The organism is Chitinophaga eiseniae (genome assembly GCF_012641265.1).
GTDB classification, from domain to species: Bacteria; Bacteroidota; Bacteroidia; order Chitinophagales; family Chitinophagaceae; genus Chitinophaga; species Chitinophaga eiseniae_A.
On the sequence record NZ_JABAHZ010000010.1, the window covers coordinates 109561 to 129530 of the forward strand.

A 19970-nucleotide genomic window follows, 5' to 3' on the forward strand; every position below is an offset into this window, starting at 1 on the left:
CTTTGTATTACATCAGATATTTATGCGCAAATTATTGTCGGGGCTTCCCTTTATTTTATTGCCGGTGCTGGTCTCCGCACAGCGGCATACAGATTCAACCAGGATTTATTACCTGAAAGATATCAGGGTAAAAGGTATTCGCACGGTACGGGGAACCGGCCACCTGCCGGAAGAAAGTGACGGAGTTATTTATGCCGGCAAAAAGAATGAGGTGATAGAAGTGGACAGCCTGGATGCCAATAAAGCCATTAACAATACCCGCCAGATATTGGGACGTATACCCGGATTGAATATCACTGAAACGGAAACCGGCGGCTTTACCGCCAATGGTATTGCTACGCGTGGACTCAATCCTACCCAAAGCATTGAGATGAACACCCGGCAAAATGGCTATAACATCTCCTCAGATATTTACGGCTATAACGAAGCATATTATCTGCCGCCCATGGAAGCCGTGAGCCGTGTAGAAATGGTAAGAGGCGCTGCGTCGCTTCAGTTTGGATCACAGTTCGGGGGACTGGTAAATTATGTTTTACATACCCCTCCAGCCGATAAGCCATTTGAATACTACACATCACAAACGGCAGGCAGCTTTGGGCTGTTTAACTCCTTTCACGCTTTTTCAGGCACCATCAAAAAATGGAGCTACTATAGCTTCCTGCAATACCGCACATTGGATGGTTATCGCCCTAATAGCCATCAGCAGCAGTTTACCGGCTATGGCAGATTGCAATATAATGCTTCCGATAAGCTGAATGTGGGAGTGGAATATTCACTGTTGCGCAATCGTATTAAAATGCCCGGAGGGCTTAACGACAGTATGTTTCATGCTGATCCGCGTTCTTCCTTCCGTGCGCGTAACTGGCTGAAAAGCCCCTGGAATGTGATCACGGGGTATCTTAACTACGACATCTCTCCGGCCACAGCACTACATGTAAAAACTACCTACCTGTTCAGCAGCAGGGCGCTGGTATGGAGAAATGAAGATGGCGGCCCTGGGGTGCTGGATACCATAGACCCGGCAACGGGACAATACATTCCCCGGGAAGTACAAAACGAAGTAATGCATAACACCACCACGGAAGTGCGCCTGTTACATCACTACCAGTTGGGAGGAATGAATAATACACTGGCCGGAGGTATGCGTTACAGCTACGCATGGTTTAAAAGACAGGGTGGCGGTGAAGGTACTACCGCCAGTGATTTCGATCTGCATGTGAATGGCGAATATGAATATGCACTGGACTTTACCACCACCAATGTGGCGCCATTCATTGAAAATATTTTCCGGATCGGGAAAAAGTTATCTGTTACGCCCGGCTTCCGGCTGGAGTACCTGAAAAACACGGCCAAAGGCTATATCACCGATGGTGAAAAGGTTTTTACAAACGATAGCAAATCGCGCAGTTTCCCGCTGTTCGGTCTGGGGGTTGAGTATAAAACCAGCAGCTACACCAATGTATATGCAAATATCAGCCAGGCCTACCGCCCGGTAGATTATTCGCAGCTCACACCAATAGGTATTACATCGAAGATAGATCCGCATATGAAAGATGCGTCCGGATTCAATGCTGACCTGGGATACCGGGGCACCGTGAAAAATTTCCTGAACTTCGATATCGGTTTGTTTTATCTCGCCTATAACAACAGGATTGGCACGGTGCTACTCAACGATGAACGGGGAAATCCCTATACACTCCGCACTAATGTAGCCAACAGCGTACATAAGGGGGTGGAAAGCTATGTAGAACTGAATATATTGAAATGGCTGCATCCTGCTTCCAGGAAGGGTATCAGCATTTTTGACGCTTTCGGTTATACAGATGCAAAATATACATCAGGCGAGTTTAAGAACAATCGTGTGGAGGCCGCTGCCAAATATATCAATCGTGTTGGGCTCATTTACAGCGACCCTCATTTCTCCGCTACCTTCCAGCTGAATAATGTAGGGGATGCCTATGGGGATGCCACCAATGCAAAATTCAGTGAAGATCCCATTGCAGGCTATATTCCTGCCTATACCGTTATGGATATAAGTGCCACCTATAAAATCAGTCGGTATACATTAAAAGCCGGTGTTAATAACCTCGCCAACAAGGCCTATTTTACCCGTCGTACTGATGAATATCCAGGCCCTGGTATTATCCCTTCCGATGGAAGGAGTTTTTACGCAGGCGTGGCAGCGAGATTTTAGCAATGCCTCCCTGGGGAATAAAAAAACCGGGACCATTGTGAAGTGGTCCCGGTTTTTATTTTGTTGAGTAGGAATGTTAATACCGGTAACACACCGCGTTAATATTCATCCCCGCACCCACAGAAGCAAACATAATCAGGTCGCCCGGTTCCAGCGCATGTTCCGGTATCTGATGTTTAAGCACCAGGTCATATAGCGTGGGAATAGTGGCTACTGAACTGTTTCCCAGCCATTGAATACACATAGGCAGTACATCTTCCGGGTACGTGCTGATACCGTATAAAGCATAAAAACGTTCAATAATGGCTTCATCCATTTTTTCATTAGCCTGGTGAATGAAGATTTTCTTTACATCTGTGATAGCCATGCCACTCTTGTCCAGGCATAGTTTCATGGCCTGTGGAACATGCAGCAATGCAAATTCATACACTTTCCTGCCAAGCATTTTGATATACATCTTTTCGGGATCCGGAACAGGGCTGAATGATATGCCCATATTGATATAATCTGCTTCCGAATAAGAATAAGTCTGGGCACAGGAGGAAAGGATTCCTTGCTGTTTTTCCGGCATTTCTATTGATTCCATGATGATGGCGCCGGCGCCATCACTGAAAATCATGCTGTCCCGGTCGTATTTATCGATAACCCGGGAGAGGGTTTCAGCGCCAATTACCAACGCCTTTTTTGCCATGCCAGCCTTGAAAAGACCGTCCATCTGGATAACTCCCTGGAGCCAGCCGGGGCAGCCGAAGATAAGGTCATAGGCAATGCAGTTAGGATTTAAGATACCCAGTTTTTGTTTAATGTTACAGGCAATAGCCGGTACCATGACTGATTGTCTGCCATTTTCCTGGACATCCCCAAAGTTATGTGCCACGATGATTTGGTCTATTTCTTCCGGGTTTATGCCGGCATCCAATATGGCAGCTTCTGCAGCGAGAAAGCCAATATCTGATGTGTTGATATTGGGTACAACGTACCGGCGTTCTTCAATCCCGGTTATCTGTTGAAACTTTTTAATGATTTGTTGGGCTGGTTGTGTTAAAGGCTTATTGTCGGCATAGAACTGCTGATCCAGGAAATCATTATTTCTTTTTATTTCAGTCGGTATATAGGCGCCCGATCCGGTAATAACAGATTGAAACATATTCGTATTCACTTTAAATTGAGAGTTGTTATATAAGCCTGGCGGCTATATGGTAATACAGTACAGCTTTTCTACCCCGTACAACTGATGAATGAATAATTGTTTGTTAGTTTGATAAATGAATTATTATCGCGAATGTCCATATTACAAAAGTTGTGAAGTGAAAAATAAGGCAGCTGGAAAAGCGGGACTGAGGAAGAAAAGAAATAATCCAGACTAGATCAGAAAATGCAAAGGCAGGAGCCTGATATACTGGAAGATACACTAATAAATTCAAAAAATGCAACATTATTTTGCTATCAGCAACTGCCATTAAGACTACATTACTGTACGTACAGCCGTTGAAGTGATTTGAGAAATATGCGATTGAAATTTTCCCGAAAGCTTTATATTGCCTGTCAGCCAGATGTGAGTAACCAATATGAACCCAAATGCTGAGTACGAGAAAATGCCCAAAAACCTGAAAGGCCTTCACCTATCAGAGAAAGCGCAACAGGATCTGAATAAATTAAAGTGGGTAGTCACGGAAAAAATACATGGCGCTAATTTCAGCTTTGTGTATGAGAACCACCAGCTACTATATGCCAAAAGAAAAGATTACCTGAAATGGACAGACGATTTTTTCAGTTTCCAGGCCGTTGCCGCTGAAATGGAAGACCGGGTACTGGCCCTGTTTGAGCAGCTGAAGCAGGATAGGCCGGCCGGCCGATATATTCTGTATGGTGAATTGTTTGGGGGCAAATATCCTCACCCGGAGGTGGCGCCTGATCCGAATGTACAGGCCATCCAAACCGGTGTGTATTATAGTCCTGCGATACGTTTCTGCGCCTTCGATATTGCGCTGGAAACAGCCGGAACGGGCCTGAAAACCTACCTCGATTATGAGGTGGCCCTGGCCTATTTTGAGCGCTTTGGCATCTTTCACGCCAGGGTATTATTCTCCGGTAAAATAAACGAAGTACTCAACTTCAATACCCGGATCGACTCCACCATTCCCCGGCAATTGCAGTTGCCGGAGCTAAGTACCAACCTGATGGAGGGTGTGGTGATCAAGCCTTTGCGCCATAGTGATATCATGGAGCCGGGCATTCGTCCTATCATTAAGCTCAAGAATCCCGAGTTCGACGAAGAAAAGAAGTTTCACGAAGCAGAGAAATGGTCCTTTATTCCCGGCGTCAGCTCCCGGTCGGAAGAGCTGTCCTTCCTGGTAACAGAAATGGCCGCCTATATCACGGAAAACAGGCTGAACAGCGCCATTTCAAAAACCGGTCGCCTCGATTTCACCAATACGCAGCGGGTGAGTGATATCCGGCAGGAGTTCCTGGACGATATCTTCGCCGATTTCAACATCGATCACGATAATCTCCTGGCAGACCTGGAGGCGGATAAGGTGCAGTGGTTGCGCCACCGGATCGGGGCCCGTATTATTGAGTGGATGGCGGGTATGGCCTGACTTACTCAATTTGCCGGGATAACTACCCCGGCTATACGTATTATTCTGTTTTGAGCGCTTTCACAGGGTTCATCAAAGCAGCTTTGACGGACTGGAACGAAACGGTGAAAAGCGCGATGAATAGCGCGATCAGGCCTGCTATTACGAACAAAGACCAATTGATATCGGTTTGGTAGGCAAAATTTTCCAGCCAGCGATGCATGCCATACCATACCAGCGGAATAGCCAGGATAATGGCGATCAGCACCAGTTTCAGGAAATCTTTTGATAACAATATCACCACGTTTTGTACGCTGGCGCCCAATATTTTGCGTATACCTATTTCTTTGGTACGTTGCTCTGCTGTAAAGGCCGATAGTCCCAGTAATCCAAGGCAAGCCACTATAACCGCCAGTATGGAAAAGGTGGTAATGATACTGCCGGTACGTTGTACATCTGCATACATCCTGGCAAAGTTTTCATCCAGGAAGGTATAACGGATAGGCTGATGCGGCGCAAATTCTTTCCAGACGCCGGTGATGGCAGTAATCAATTTGGGAAAGTCGGCGGTATGGGTTTTCACGGCCACGATATCGGGGCTGTTGCCCAGTCTCAGGCAAAGTGGCCCAATGGATTGTTTCATGGACTCAAAATGGAAGTTTTCTACCATGCCAATAATCGTATAGGTGGTCCAGGCATTCGATACGCGTTTCCCGATGGGATCTTTAAGCGACAGTTTTTTAGCCATCTCCTGGTTAATCACCACGGCCTGGGAGTCGGTAGGCATGGTAGCAGAGAAATTGCGCCCCGCTATTATTTTTATGCCCAGGGTTTTCACATAGTCCTGGTCTACTATCCATATTTGTGTAGGCAGCTCACTTTCCAGTTCCCGTTTACCTTCATTCCAGAATCCGTTCTGATCGCGGCGGGTACCTTCTACCGGCAGGTAACCACTTACGGTGGCATTGCTCACCCCAGGTACCTGCAACAGGGCTTTCCTGAGCTCGGGCGCCCGTTCTTTCAGGGTACCGGCGCCCTGTATCACCATGACCTGTTCTTTGTCAAATCCCAGCTTCTTATGCAGCATATACCCCATTTGCCGGTAGATGATCATCGTGGCAATAATGAGGACTACGGAGGCGGTGAATTGAAATACCACCAGGCCGCTGCGTATCGCGGCACTTTTGCTGCCGGCGGTCGTCGTGCCTTTCAGTACAGATACCGGTTGGAAAGCCGACAGGTAAAATGCCGGGTACAGCCCGGCTACTATTCCGGTAAGAATGGCGGCCAGGAATATTCCGGGGGCAAACCACCCCGCCTGCCAGGGAATAGTGAGTGATTTGTCGGCCATGGTGTTGAAAAAAGGCAGTAACACCCAGGCGAGTGTAATACCCAGCAAAAAGGAAAGCAGGCTGTATAGCAGGGATTCACTGAGAAATTGATATACGAGGCCGGTTCGTTGTGCGCCAATGGCTTTCCGGAGCCCTACTTCTTTGGCCCTCCCGGCGGACCGGGCGGTGGCCAGGTTGATGAAGTTGATACAGGCAATCAATAAGATAAAGCCCGCTACGGCGCCAAAGAGCCATACCAGGCGTATATCGCCGTGGTGGAGGCCATCATCAACACCATCTGACCGGAGGTGAATGTCCCGCAGTGGTTGAAGAACAAGCGCGGCTTTTTTTGCCAGGGTGGCGACATTTACATCGCCTACTTCTTTCATAGCAGGAATAAAGTAATGCTCGATAATGCCGGTAGTTATCTTTTTTTCAAGTGCACTGTAATCCGTTCCTGGCCGCAGTTTCACATAAGTCGCGTAATTGGAGGCGCGCCAGAAAGTTTGTTCTCCCGGCCAGAATTCAACGCCGGCGAGGGTAATCAGGAAATTATGGCGGAAGTGGGTGGTGGCGGGGAAATCTTCAATAACGCCGGCTACCCGGTAAGGCTTGTCTATCTTGTTGTTAAGTACCAATAGCTTGCCCACGGGATTTTCGCCCGGGAAATACTTTTCCGCCTTGCTCCGCGTAATAACGATGGTGTTGGGGGCGGTGAGTGCCTGCGAGGCATCGCCGTAAATGAAATGCGGCTGTAAGATATCGAGCAGGGACTGGTCGGCATATACCAGCCCTTCTTCATAATTGTTTTCTGTCTGGTCGGAGCGCCGTACCTGGCTGTTGCCGCCATCACCCCAGCCTGGGCTATCGAGGTATCGTCCGGCCTTTTCTATTTCCGGGTAATCTTTTTCAACGGTGTTGGCCAGTGGCGCGGGCCAGGCAGTGCCTTTATTTAATTTACCGTTGTCGCTATAAGTACCTAATATGCGGTAGACCTGGTCGCCACCCGGAATCTGCCGGTCATAGCTCACTTCGTCTACGATATATAAAAAGATTAGTAAACATGCGGCAATACCCAGGGCAAATCCGCCAATTTTAATGGCGGCATACATTTTTTGCTTGGACAAATTCCGCCAGGCAATTTTAAAGTAGCTCTTTAACATGAGAGTTGCTTTTTGGGTCCCGGTACAAGAATATTGCCGTCCTTTCAAATGCAGGGCAGTCAACGTTTGGGCGCTGATGAGCCGGCGAATTTTGTCCGCCAGCGAACGATTAAACGTCCGGAACCGGACATCCGGGGACCTACATGTTTGCATGCCGGTGGTAAAGCCGGTTGCTTTGTGCCGTCAGCACGTCACTACAGTTGCCGCCATTGGTCAACTGTCATTTCAAATTTGATTTCGCCTTTTCCATGTACGCCTGTTTCTTTCCAGCCCGCTTTCTGGTAAAAGGATGCTGCCCGGGTACCGGGTGCGGTACCCAGCCACAGCGGCGTATCCGTTTGCGTAAAATACCAGTCCAGCATCACGTCATGTAGTTGCCTGCCGATGCCTTGTTTATCGAATTCTGGATGAACGAACAGGGCCCATATGTTGTGCTCCTGTAAATCAACAATGGAAAATCCTACTACCTGCCGGCCAATTTCACATACCCAGCCCTTGCCCCGGGTAAACAGGAAGGTTTCGCAGTCCTGGTCGGTGACCAGGTTGGGGTTCGACAACATATTTTCCCTCACCGCATTTCTCACGGTTTGTATTTGGGGAATGTCGTGGAGCCTGGCTTCTCTGATGATCATAGGAGTAAATATTTTATGTTGTAGGAAGTGCCACAAAAAAAGTAGTTCCGTTGCCTGGCTGGCTTTCATACCAGATACGCCCCTTGTGTGCTTCTACGATTTGTTTGGATATGGCCAGGCCCAATCCGAAGGAATGTTCACCTGCAGTGCCTTTTCTCCTGGAGGTAGTAAACATCTGGAATATATTGTCCTGCATGTTATCGGGAATGCCTATTCCGTTGTCTTTCACGGTAATCACCACTTCGTGGGATTTTTCTTCCAGGTGAACGAAAATGTCGGCGCCATCCGGACTGAATTTAATAGCATTGGTAATAAGGTTACTCATGACCCGCCATATTTTTTCGCGGTTGATCGATAACGTTATGTGTGCGACGCCAAGGTGGATATGCTGTTTTTTATTTTCTGCTTTGAACTGTAATAGATCCACACAGTAGCGAAGCATATCGTATATGTCAGCTTTCTCTTTTTTCAGTTCTTCGGAGCGGCTGTGCATCATTAAGAGGCTGTCTACCATTTCCATGGAACGTTCGCCGGAAGTTTTGATAAGGTCCAGCATCATCTGGTTGTCGGGCGACTGCTTCCCTTCTTCCAGCATCATGGAAGCGATGGAGGTCATGGCGCCGACGGGGTTGCGGAGGTCGTGCGCTACTATTTTCATGATCCTCGTATTGTCTTCCTGGCTTTGTTCCAGGGCAGTAAGCGTCGTTTGCAGGTAATTATTTTGTTCCGTTATTTTTTTATTGAGCCGGTTAGACACCCGGTATTGCCGGTAAGTGAAAATAGCGAGTAATGCACAGATACTGCAAAGGCCAATTAATAACCAGATTTTCGATTCTTTATTGCGATTGCTGATGGTGAGTAGTTTGTTTGTTCCTTCGATATTGTTGTATTTAACATAGTCGCCGATGAAATTTTTCAGGTTGTCATTTTCTTTCGTGAGTGCATTTTCAAGTTGTTCATGTGCGCGACTGATATTGGCTGCGTTGCCGGTCCGTTTTGCGGCAGCCAGTATTGCCTGTGCGCCCGGTACCATCATATTGTCGTATCCCGTTTTCCGGGCAAGGTTATAGGCTTCATAATGGTACTTGAGTGCGCTATCGGGGTTACTTGGATCATAATAGCTGCCAATGCCGGATAAACCATTCATTTCAAGTAGTTCGTTGTTCTGTCGCCGGCATTTGTCCAGGCTTTCTTTCAGTAACGGCAGGGCTTCTTTCTTTCCCTCGCTGATCATGACGTTCGCCTGCATTTGCATGATCATAATGGGAATCCATTCCGTCTTATGCCGGCGGGCAATGGCCTGCGATTTATCGAGGTAATAGTTGATACTGTCGGCGCTAAGGGACGGGGTACAGGTACAGTAATCGACATATAAAAGGCTCATGATGCTGTCTTGCTGCAAATGGCTGCCCATGGCCATGGCCTGGTGGAAGTAAGTCCTGGATTTGACGGTATCGGCTATTTGCGAATAGGTGATTGCCATGTTCATGAGCATTTGTACAACGTTGGCAGTATCGGCCATTCGCTCGTAACCTGTCAGTGCACTACTAAATAAGTTCAATGCTTCCCTGGTGAGCCCCCTGTTGGCAAGCGCAATAGCAATGACATTATCCGCATCCGTTTCACCTTTAAAATAGTGCATGTGGTGCGCCAGGGCTTTGGCTTTAAGCCCGTAGTAAAAAACACTGTCTACGTTTTTGACCTGGTAAAGTATTCCTACCCGGTTCAGCGCGTTAACGAGTGCAATGCTGTCTTTGATGGATGACAACCGTGCCCTTTCTTCCCACATTTCTTTAGATTGAGCGATCGCGTTATTGATTATTAAAAATAGTAATAGCGCTAATAATAGGAAGGGTCCTGGCTTGGGTATATTCATGTCGTATTAATAGGTATGTACAATTTACATTTTTTTATTGGAAAATGCCGGGCTTTCGTATGGTGAAGGTATACCAGCTATGTATTGCGGTGTAATTTGCAAATTTGATTATCTGCCATTGTTAATACTTTTCTTTTTACTTTTAATAAGGTATGGAAGGATGCACGTTCCTGACTGATATCGCCTTGAAATATTATCTAATCCTTATTTTGAATACCTGCGCGGGGGGCGCAGGTATTCTTTTTTACATACAACAACGTTTTTATATAACTTTCATAAATAAGTCTTTATCTTGTTTGGCATTTTATGCCATTAATGTAATAGATTTATAGGTGAGATGATGACCGATTACTCCCATTTTGCTGATGAAGAGCTGGTTCAGATGATGGGTAAAGATGATCACAACGCCTTTACCACTATATATTACCGCTACTGGAAGCGGTTGTACGTACTGGCATATGATCGCTTACGCTCCCGTGAACTGGCTGAAGATGTGGTACAGGACGTACTTACCGGCCTGTGGCAACGGAGAGGACATACGATTATCCGGTCTTTGCCGGCCTACCTGGCTACCGCCAGCCGCTACGCGGTGTTTACACAACTATCGAAATTGATGCCGGTGACACCGGTAGAAGCCTTGCCGGAAGCGGTGCAGGCTATAACCGACGATGTGGCCACCATCCATTTCCTGCAGCAATCTATGCAGGAGCAGCTAAAACAACTACCCGAAAAATGCCGGATCGTTTTTGAATATAGCCGGGAAAAGGGAATGAGTAACAAAGAAATTGCCGCCGAGCTTCAGATCTCCGAGAAAGCGGTGGAAAAACATATCACCAAAGCCTTACAGCGTTTACGCGTACAATTCCGGAACTATTTTCACACCCTGGTACTGTAGCGGAAAAATTTTTTTTCCGGAGAGGTAGGGTAGGGCATCCATTTTCCTACTCTACTTATATAGCACCTTATTAAATCATGACTGTGGATGGAAACTAAAGAGCTGGCCATACTATCGGAGAAGTACCTCGCGGGGAAAGCCAGCGAGGAAGAAACGAACCGGTTGTTGCAATGGTACAATGCCTACGACGAGGCGACTTTAACCGTGCATATAGCGGCCGCAGAAGGTGAAACGGAGGCATCGCTGGAACAGCGCATGCACGCCCGTTTGCTGGCGGCAACGCTGCCATCCGAAAGCCAGCCCCGTTTGCGCCCGGTATTTTACAAAAGCTGGAGAGTGGCCGCGGCAGTGGTTTTATTACTGGGAGCAGGTATTACCTATTATGTCTCTACCAGTAAACCTAAAAATAGTACAGCTGCCAAAGCTTTACCTATAGCGCCCGGGGGCGATAAAGCCACCCTTACCCTGTCCGATGGTTCGGTAGTGAACCTGGATACCACCGGCAGCGGATGGGCCACCATACAGGGAAGCAGTAAAGTACAGAAAACCGGTAAAGGGGAAATTATTTACCAGCATGGCGGCCCCGTGGCGGAAGCTGTGAGCAACAACGTACTACGCACGCCCCGGGGAGGGCAGTTTAAAATCAAGCTCCCCGATGGCACCGATGCCTGGCTGAATGCTTCCTCTTCTATCAGCTACCCTACGGCGTTTGCCGGTAAAGAAAGAGCGGTGACCGTTACCGGGGAAGTATATTTTGAAGTGGCGCCGAATGCCCATCAACCCTTTTCGGTAAAGGTCAACAATATGGAAATACTGGTGCTGGGCACACATTTTAATGTGAATGCCTACCCGGATGAAAGTACCATGAATACCACCTTGCTGGAAGGCGCGGTGCTGGTAAGAGCCGGCAGCCAGTATAAACAGCTGGACCCCGGTCAGCAAGCCAGGGTAATGCCCGGCAAAGAGGAGATCGTCTTTGTGAAAAAAGCAGATGTGAATAATGTGATGGCCTGGAAGAATGGTTACTTTTCGTTCGATGATGCAGATATACCCACCGTAATGCGACAATTGTCCAGGTGGTATAATATAGAAGTGAGCTATGCCGGCAAGATTCCGGAAGAGAGGTTTACAGGGGAGATTGGCAGAAGTCTGACACAGGAACAACTACTGAAAATACTGGCGCAGGCAAAGATTCAGTTTAAAGTAGAAGAGGGGAGAAAGCTTATCATTTATCCATAATCAAAAACCAATCACCAACCATTGCTGATACCACCAATATCAGCCACCATGATGCCAGGCACCACCAACGCCTGCATCGATTGCTATCCTGTCAAATTTCGTGCTATGAACGACAAGAGTCCACCGGACAGGGGCTAATTATGTTCATCCATAAAAAAAACCTGGTGTCAAGATTGGCGTCCGCACCAGGTTTTAGTAATGGTTAACTCATTCAGGAAAACGATTCTACTGCTTAAAAAAGCGGTTAGAAGCATTTTGTCAACCAAAAACCAATCTAAGGTATGAAAATTAATGTTGTTCGCAGCGGGCATCACAACGACCCGTCTTTCAGCAACGCGTATTCCCATCAACCAGGGAGCGATTATGTCACCAAAATCTGGAGAGCAATGAAATTGACCGCCCTCTTTTTAACGGTACTGGCCCTGCACGTTTGTGCCAAGGGATTGTCACAAACGGTCAGTGTGTCCTGCAAGGATATGCCTTTACAGCAGGTATTCAGTATTATTAAACAACAAACCGGCTTCGTATTTTTTTATCGCAGCAAAGACCTGTCGGATATCACGCCAGTGTCGGCACAGCTGAAAGAAGTACCACTGAAAGTAGCCCTGGGAAAGCTGCTGCAGGATAAGCCATTGACTTTCGACATGGAAGGCAACACCATCGTTATTTCCCGCAAAACAGCGGCGACGGAAATCACGGCAACCGAGCCAGTTCCCCCGCAGGAAGTGGAAGGGAAAATAGTGGACGCCAAAGGGACGCCCATCCCGGGTGTTTCTGTTCGCGTAAAAGGCAGCAACACGGCCGCTATTACGGATGCCACCGGGCATTTCCGCCTGAAGGAGGTAACCAGGAATGCCACCCTGTTGGTGTCCTGCGTAGGCTTCGAATCACAAACCTTCAACCTGGGAGGCAGGGTCCAGCTGGAAATAGAGCTGAAGGCCAAAGTCGACGACCTCAATCAATATGTGGTAGTCGGTTATGGCAGCACCAAACGGAAAGATCTCACCGGCTCCGTGGCCTCTGTCAATGTAGAAGAGGTGAAGAACGTTCCTTTCGCCAGCATCGACCAGGCACTGGCCGGTAAAGCCGCCGGCGTACAGGTGGTACAGGCCGACGGCTCACCCGGCGGCGTGGCCAAAATCCGCATCCGTGGCGGTACCTCCCTGCTGGGCGGGAACGATCCTTTATACATCATCGATGGGGTGCAGGTAACAATACAAAACCGGTATCTCCAGAACCAGGCGGAAGTGGTAAACCCGGTGGAAGGCGGCGGTAGCGACGACCGGAATGACGGCGTTTCCGGCTCCTTCTCCCGCGGATTAAACAGCCTCGCTGGTCTCAATATCAACGATATCGAAAGCATCGATATCCTTAAAGACGCTTCTGCCACGGCTATTTATGGTTCCAAGGCGGCCAACGGCGTGGTGATTATCACTACCAAAAAAGGAAAGCTGAATCAAAAGCCTGTGCTGGAAGCCAACTACTACGCAGGCGTAAGTTCCCCTATCAAGGAAAAACTCCTGAATGCCAGCCAGTACCTAAGCCTCATCAAAGAAGCAGCGAAAAATCTGAACGATGCCAAAGCGCAAGCCGGTGCAAACCCGGATCCCAAGGCAACCGCTATCCTCACTGATCCCAGTTTCCTGGGCACGGCCAATACCGACTGGCTCAAACTGGTATTACGTAATGGCGTGTCGCACAATGCAGATATCTCTGTACGTGGCGGTGGCGCAGGGTCCAGGTACTATACCTCTCTCGCCTATACGAAGCAGGATGGGGTGTTAAAAGGTACCGACTTCTCCCGTATCTCGGGTAAAATAAGCCTGGATAATGAAATTACGCAGCGCTTTAGGGTAATTACCAACCTGGATTATGGGTTCACTAAAAATAATATTACCAACGGTATTTATCCACAGGCGTTGTTTGCGCCGCCTACCTTACCGGCTTATAACCCTGATGGTAGCATCTACCAGTTCAAGGGATCACAGGTGGGCGCCTACGACTACCAGGGTTTTCAAAACCCGCTGGTATTGCTGGATGGTATCAACCAGGGTAAAACGGCGTCCCTTATCGGGTCATTGAGCGGCGACTACGATATCCTGAAAGACCTGAAATTCAGAAGTACCCTGTCTGTCAACTATAATAACTACCACCAGCTGAACTATGAGCCCAGCACCGCGGTAATAGCCTCTCCGGATGGCACCAGCAGCTCCAATGGCGGTATCGGTTCGCAGGCGCAGACAGAAGACGTGAACCTGTTTTTCGAAAATACCCTTACCTGGGATAAACAATTTAATAAAAACAACCGCATCAACCTGTTGGGTGGTACCTCCTGGCAGAAATACCGTTTCAACTCTTTTTCCGCGTCAGGACAAGGGTTCCCGGATGATAAATTTCTCAATAATCTTTCTTCAGCCGCTGTTACACTCCCTTCTACAGGGATTTCCGGCCAAAACTCGTTGTTGAGTTTTTATGTACGTGCCAACTATGCGCTGAGAGAAAAATACCTCTTTACTTTTACCGGCCGCTCTGATGCTTCTTCCAAATTTCCGGAACATAACCGCGTAGGTTATTTCCCTTCCGGTGGTATCGCCTGGCGTATTTCCCAGGAGCCATTCATGCAGCATGTAAACTGGGTGAATGAGTTGAAATTAAGAGCCAGTGCGGGTTACACAGGTACGCAGAACTTCGGCGACAATTTATATTATACCCTGTATACACCCGGTTCCTATGGAGGTACCAATGCGCTGATCCCTACACAACTGGGAAATAGCCGGCTCAAATGGGAATCTACGTTACAGAAAGACCTGGGACTGGACTTTGAATTATTCAATTCCCGCCTGCGTGGGGTAGTGGGATATTATGAGAAGCATACCTCCGGGTTGTTGCTGCCTACCACGCTGGCGCCAAGTTCCTCCTATGGTAGTGTTGTGGCCAACATCGCCAACATCAGCAATAAAGGCCTGGAGATAGATTTACGGACAGATATCATCAGGCATAAATCTTTCCAGTGGACAGCCGCCATCAACCTGTCAGGCAATCGTTCTAAGGTAACGGATATCGACAAGGATTTCTCTGATCCCAATGATATCAATGCTTTTTCCCTGGGGAATAGTATTGTAAGAAAAAATGAACCGCTCGGACTTTTCTATGGTAAGCAATTTGAAGGTATCATCCGTACACAGGAACAGTTAGACACCTATAAAAAAGCATATACGTATTATATGTACTTCGCTCCCTACCTGGGCATAGGTGACCCGATGTATAAGTTAGACAGTACCGGCTTCCCCGGACAGTATGTGATCGGACATGCACAGCCTAAGTTTTTTGGCGGTTTTACCAACACATTTACCTATAAGCACTTTAGTCTCATTACGCTGCTCACCTTCTCCTATGGTGGCCAAATGCTGTACCTGGCAGATGTCCAGTACAAGAGCTTCCAGGAGTACACCAACAAAGGCACACGTATCCTGGGCAGGTGGACGCCGGAAAATCCAAATTCCGACCGCCCCAGGCTGATGCTGGCGCAAAATGGATATAATTATAATTCCAGCGCAGAAGTATTTGATGGCTCTTATCTCAAATTAAAATCCATCACACTCAGTTACCAGCTGCCGGCGAAAGTAGCTGCCAAAATGCATATCCGGGATGCCTCTATGTATATGTCGGCTACCAACCTGTTTACCATCACCAAATATCCCGGGCCAGATCCGGAAGTGAGTAACAATCCTTACAGCCTAATCAATGGCAGTAACGATGTGAGCACTTTCCCGACCGTAAAGCAGTATAACCTGGGTATTCGTTTTGGATTTTAAACTATCAAACAGATTTTATGAAAAGTATTATATATACCATGCTGGGCGGTTTGTTACTGACAACTGCATCTTGCAAGAAGGAGTTAGGGAAGCTACCGGAAAATGCCAAAGTAGATGGTAACACCATCATCGATCAGCGTACTTCTGAAATAGCGCTCAACGGTGTCTACTATCGTTTTGCTGCAGTTAACAGCGACAACAATGTGACCAAATGGATGGAACACGAAGTAACACCCGGTATCTTTGCCGGGTACCTGGGATATGGTTATGGGGCTGACCCGGGAGAAATAAATGATATGGCGAATTCCAGCTTTAACAGTAGCTACTGGACTTCTGGCTATAATATTATCAATGCGGCCAATGGTATCATCAAAGGGGTGACGGCCCTGGATGATAAAGGATTTACGGGCAGCCGGAAAGCGGAAATTCTTGCAGAAGCGAGGTTCCTGCGGGCTTATGCCAACTTTAAATTATTGAGCTTTTACGGACAATGGTTCAACCTGGGCAGTCCCTACGGCATATTGCTGCGCGATGAATTTGTGACGGTAGATAAAATCTCCAAAGCACGCAGCTCCGTGAAAGACAGCTACGCGGCTATCCTCGCAGACGTAGATGATGCCATTGCGCATGGTCCCGACAACAGGCCGGATTTCTACGCTACCCGCTGGGCAGCCATGGCATTGAAAATGCGGGTGCTGATGAGTCATGCGCAACCGGAAGACTATCCTAACGTGATTGCATTGGCCGACAGTATCATCATCAAGAATAAATATTCCCTGGAACCTGTAACCAAGGATATTTTTTTAACCAAAGGACTAGCTAGCCCTGAAGTAATACTGGGGGTAAAACCTCAGCAAAACCAGGAAAGCTTTTACTACACTTTAAGTAATCAATACTGGCCGGGCGCTTCAGGATTGTATGTCGCCAAAACGGCATTAAAAGACCTGTTGAATGGTGATCCGAGACAGCCCTGGATGGTAGGCACGGCCAACCGCTATTCACCCGGTACCTTTTTCTTTACTAAATACAAACAGCAGGGATCCACTACCACCGTGGTATCAGAAACCGCTTATGCGTTCCGCTTAACAGAAGTATACCTGTTAAAGGCAGAAGCGCTGGTACGCTCCGGAGGCAGTACCGCCGCCGTACGTACTATCCTGAAAACGGTGATGGGACATGCCGGTGTAACGGACTTTACGGCGATCGATAACGCCAGCGACACCAACGAATTGCTGAAGCAGATCTACCTGGAAATTTCCCGTAACTTGGTAGGAGAAGATGGCCAGGAATGGATGGCCTTACTTCGTTTGCCAGTGGCATTAACTAAACAATTGCGTCCTACACTCACGGATCAGATCCGGTATATCATGCCTATTCCACACGAAGAATTCCTGTATAACCCAGCCATTGGTGATCAAAACCCAGGCTATCAAAAATAAGTACAGACCTTAAATTTTATTTATGAAGATGCATTCCAATCAACTACTCATGGGACTGGCGCTGCTGGCAGCCTGTACCCAGCCCAAACCCAGGGCCAGTATCACGGCTGATATAACGGGATTGAAAGATTCGGTGGTGTATATATCCGTACCCGTAGCCGACTCTGCTAAAACAGACACCGTACCGGTAAAGGATGGCCACTTCACCTGGACCGGCGATATCGCGGAGCCGCAGAAGATATACATCGGTACCCACACCCGTTATATCGAACTGTTCATGGAAAATGCAGCGGTACAGGTAAAAGGAAACATCGATTCGGTGGACCAGCTGAAGATCACTGGCTCTGCTACACAAACGGCCTATGAAGCGTATCAGCAATCTATTGAAGACATTACCAGCCAGGAAAATGGGTTGTATGGAAAGTACCAGGAAGTAAAAGGCAATGATACCGCACTAGCCGCCGTGGAAGCTAAGCTGGAAGTGCTGCGGGAACAAAGACATGATCGGACTAAGGCCTATATTATAGCCCACCCCGAAAGCCCTGTAAGCGTAAGCATGATTGCCGATATGGCCGTAGTTGGGGAATATGCGCCGTTAGATAGCCTGTATCGTAAGCTTACACCAGAAGCGCAACAAACAGCTACCGGTAAAAGACTGGCCACCCGGTTGGCCGTGCTGAAGAAAAGCGCGATTGGCCAGCCGATGATCGACTTTACCCAGGCCGATGTAAATGGTAAACCGGTACGGTTGTCCGATTACAAAGGTAAGTATGTGTTGCTCGACTTCTGGGCCAGCTGGTGCGGTCCCTGTCGCGCAGAAAACCCGAATGTACTGAAAGCCTACAACCAGTTCAAAGACAAAAACTTCACCGTTGTAGGCGTATCACTCGATGATAAAGCCGACAAGTGGAAAGAGGCCATCGAAAAAGACGGTATGCCCTGGATGCAGGTGTCCGACCTGAAAGGCTTCCGCAATGAAGTAGCCCAGCAATATGGCATACAGGCTATCCCTTTTTCTTTCCTGATAGATCCGCAGGGAATTATCGTGGCAAAAGAACTACGTGGCGCCGCTTTACACGCCAAACTCGCAGAAATCCTGAAATAGTATATCCACAAAAAAAAGTATTATGAAATACACTCTCACCGCGCTCCCCCTGGTGCTACTTTCCTTACAGGGACAGGCACAGGAACAACAGCCTTTTACGCTGAAAGGCAATATCAAAGGACTACCTAACCGGTATGTATATCTTAGTTATGCCACTGGCAACACGTCGTACAAAACCGACAGTGTCCTTTCCAAAGATGGTAAATTCACTTTTACCGGTAAGCTGGTGCAACCGGTAGAAGGACGGATGTACGTCGACAAAAAAGCAGCCATGTATTTCGAAGGCGATATGGCCAATTTCTTTATGGAGTCGACCACTATGCAGTTAACTTCTTCCAATGGAAAATTAAAAGGTGCTAAGTTAACCGGTTCCAAAACCCAGGAGGAGCAGGATAAGCTGGATGCCATGCGGGCGCCGGTAATGGCGAAGCTCAAGCCGTTGTCCGATGCCTACAATAAAGGCAACAAAGAATATAGTGCCGGTATGCGTACCAAGAAATCCGAAGAGGCCATGAAGCCCCTGAAGGAAAAGCTGGACGGAATAAAAGAGAAAATGGAACCTTACTACGAGGAAATGGAAAAGATCGATAAAGCTTTTATCGATCAATACCCGGATTCATATGTTTCGGCGCAAATTCTCCGTTACCGGGTGAGTGGTATGCCGCTGCAGGAGGGCGAAGCCGCTTACGCTAAAATGTCGCCCGCCATGCAGCAGAGTATGCACGGCCTTGAAATCCGTAAAGAGCTGGATGGCCTGAAAGCCGGTTCCCCCGGCAGTACTGCTCATGCATTCACCAAAACAGACATAGAAGGGAAAACGCTCAGCCTGGCCGATTTTAAAGGCAAGTACGTCATGCTGGATTTCTGGGCCAGCTGGTGTGGTCCCTGTCGTAAAGGGAATCCTCATCTGAAAGAGCTGTATACGAAATACCAATCCAAAGGTTTCGAAATCATTGGCATTTCTGATGATGATAATAACCACGAAGCCTGGAAGAAGGCGGTTAACCAGGATGGTATTGGCATCTGGCGTCATGTGCTCCGCGGGCTCGACTGGTCCAAGCGTGAAAAGAACCTGCCTAACCCCGAAGATGTGAGCGATTACTATGGCATTCATTCCCTGCCTACCAAAATCCTGATCGACCCCAATGGGGTGATCGTTGGCCGCTACGGCGGTGGAGGTGAAGACGATGAAGCGATGAATAAAAAACTAAAAGAAATATTTGGCGCATAAGCGGATAGATGGATGATGACCATTATCCCCGTGGTGACTTCACCACGGGGATTTTTTTATATATCATGGCTGTTTTTTGCAGAAAATAGTATGTTTGCGGGATCAATAACGTTGACCCATATCCGACATGGCATATACTATTCCCAAAAAGGACGTCATCCAATACGGCCCGGAAACTTTAAAAACATTTCATCTCACTATCTACGAATGGATCGATAACCTGCATTTCGTCATGGACCCGAGGGAGTTCGTGGAAAACGCGGAAGAATATATTGCCGTGGCCAGGGAGCGCTTCCTCCAGGCGAGTTGGGAAGGCGACGGTGACATCGGGTTGATCTGGATACCCCCTTTTATGCTGCAACAATACGCTGACCAGGATGCGGCATGCGGGGTAGTGGTATGGCATGTAAAACAGGTGGAAGATGGTATCTCCTGGTTATTATCTCCTCTAAAACTTCCCTTTGAATAAGG

Annotated in this window: 13 protein-coding genes; 9 read left to right on the forward strand and 4 right to left on the reverse strand. The window is 47.8% G+C overall.

Annotated features, from left to right (window positions below; genetic code table 11):
- The first annotated feature begins 22 nt into the window (after window positions 1-22).
- Entirely contained in the window at window positions 23-2194 is a 2172-nt protein-coding gene (locus HGH91_RS28240; protein WP_168742608.1) for a TonB-dependent receptor family protein, read from the forward strand.
- A 76-nt stretch (window positions 2195-2270) separates the two neighbouring features.
- Here HGH91_RS28240 and HGH91_RS28245 read toward each other — a convergent pair whose 3' ends face one another.
- Entirely contained in the window at window positions 2271-3341 is a 1071-nt protein-coding gene (locus HGH91_RS28245; RefSeq protein ID WP_168742609.1) for a 3-oxoacyl-ACP synthase III family protein, read from the reverse strand.
- A gap of 421 nt (window positions 3342-3762) precedes the next feature.
- Here HGH91_RS28245 and HGH91_RS28250 point away from each other — a divergent pair, with 421 nt between their 5' ends.
- Window positions 3763-4794: an RNA ligase family protein gene (locus HGH91_RS28250; protein WP_168742610.1), complete on the forward strand. Its 1032-nt coding sequence runs from the start codon at window positions 3763-3765 to the stop codon at window positions 4792-4794.
- A gap of 40 nt (window positions 4795-4834) precedes the next feature.
- Here the strand turns inward: HGH91_RS28250 and HGH91_RS28255 are convergent, their stop codons facing one another.
- The 3 genes from HGH91_RS28255 to HGH91_RS28265 all read right to left on the reverse strand — a co-directional run bounded on the left by HGH91_RS28255 (window position 4835) and on the right by HGH91_RS28265 (window position 9688).
- On the reverse strand, window positions 4835-7267 hold the full coding sequence (locus HGH91_RS28255) for an ABC transporter permease (RefSeq protein WP_168742611.1): 2433 nt from the start codon (window positions 7265-7267) through the stop codon (window positions 4835-4837).
- A 194-nt stretch (window positions 7268-7461) separates the two neighbouring features.
- On the reverse strand, window positions 7462-7899 hold the full coding sequence (locus HGH91_RS28260; RefSeq protein WP_168742612.1) for a GNAT family N-acetyltransferase: 438 nt from the start codon (window positions 7897-7899) through the stop codon (window positions 7462-7464).
- Window positions 7900-7912: 13 nt separating this feature from the next.
- A complete protein-coding gene (locus HGH91_RS28265) occupies window positions 7913-9688 on the reverse strand; it encodes a sensor histidine kinase (protein WP_168742613.1) in 1776 nt (591 codons plus the stop codon).
- Window positions 9689-10112: 424 nt separating this feature from the next.
- Between HGH91_RS28265 and HGH91_RS28270 the strand changes: the two genes are divergently transcribed.
- From HGH91_RS28270 to HGH91_RS28300, 7 genes are all read left to right on the forward strand, one after another.
- On the forward strand, window positions 10113-10670 hold the full coding sequence (locus HGH91_RS28270; protein ID WP_168742614.1) for a sigma-70 family RNA polymerase sigma factor: 558 nt from the start codon (window positions 10113-10115) through the stop codon (window positions 10668-10670).
- A gap of 87 nt (window positions 10671-10757) precedes the next feature.
- Window positions 10758-11909, forward strand: a complete 1152-nt coding sequence (locus HGH91_RS28275) for a FecR family protein (protein ID WP_168742615.1) — start codon at window positions 10758-10760, stop codon at window positions 11907-11909.
- A gap of 281 nt (window positions 11910-12190) precedes the next feature.
- Window positions 12191-15724, forward strand: a complete 3534-nt coding sequence (locus HGH91_RS28280) for a TonB-dependent receptor (protein ID WP_247651868.1) — start codon at window positions 12191-12193, stop codon at window positions 15722-15724.
- A 17-nt stretch (window positions 15725-15741) separates the two neighbouring features.
- Window positions 15742-17163, forward strand: coding sequence for a RagB/SusD family nutrient uptake outer membrane protein (locus HGH91_RS28285; protein WP_168742616.1), 1422 nt, complete (start codon window positions 15742-15744; stop codon window positions 17161-17163).
- A gap of 22 nt (window positions 17164-17185) precedes the next feature.
- Window positions 17186-18268: a TlpA disulfide reductase family protein gene (locus HGH91_RS28290; RefSeq protein WP_211092460.1), complete on the forward strand. Its 1083-nt coding sequence runs from the start codon at window positions 17186-17188 to the stop codon at window positions 18266-18268.
- A 22-nt stretch (window positions 18269-18290) separates the two neighbouring features.
- On the forward strand, window positions 18291-19499 hold the full coding sequence (locus tag HGH91_RS28295) for a TlpA disulfide reductase family protein (protein ID WP_168742617.1): 1209 nt from the start codon (window positions 18291-18293) through the stop codon (window positions 19497-19499).
- 127 nt (window positions 19500-19626) lie between these two features.
- Entirely contained in the window at window positions 19627-19968 is a 342-nt protein-coding gene (locus tag HGH91_RS28300; RefSeq protein ID WP_168742618.1) for a hypothetical protein, read from the forward strand.
- The last annotated feature ends 2 nt before the right edge of the window (window positions 19969-19970 follow it).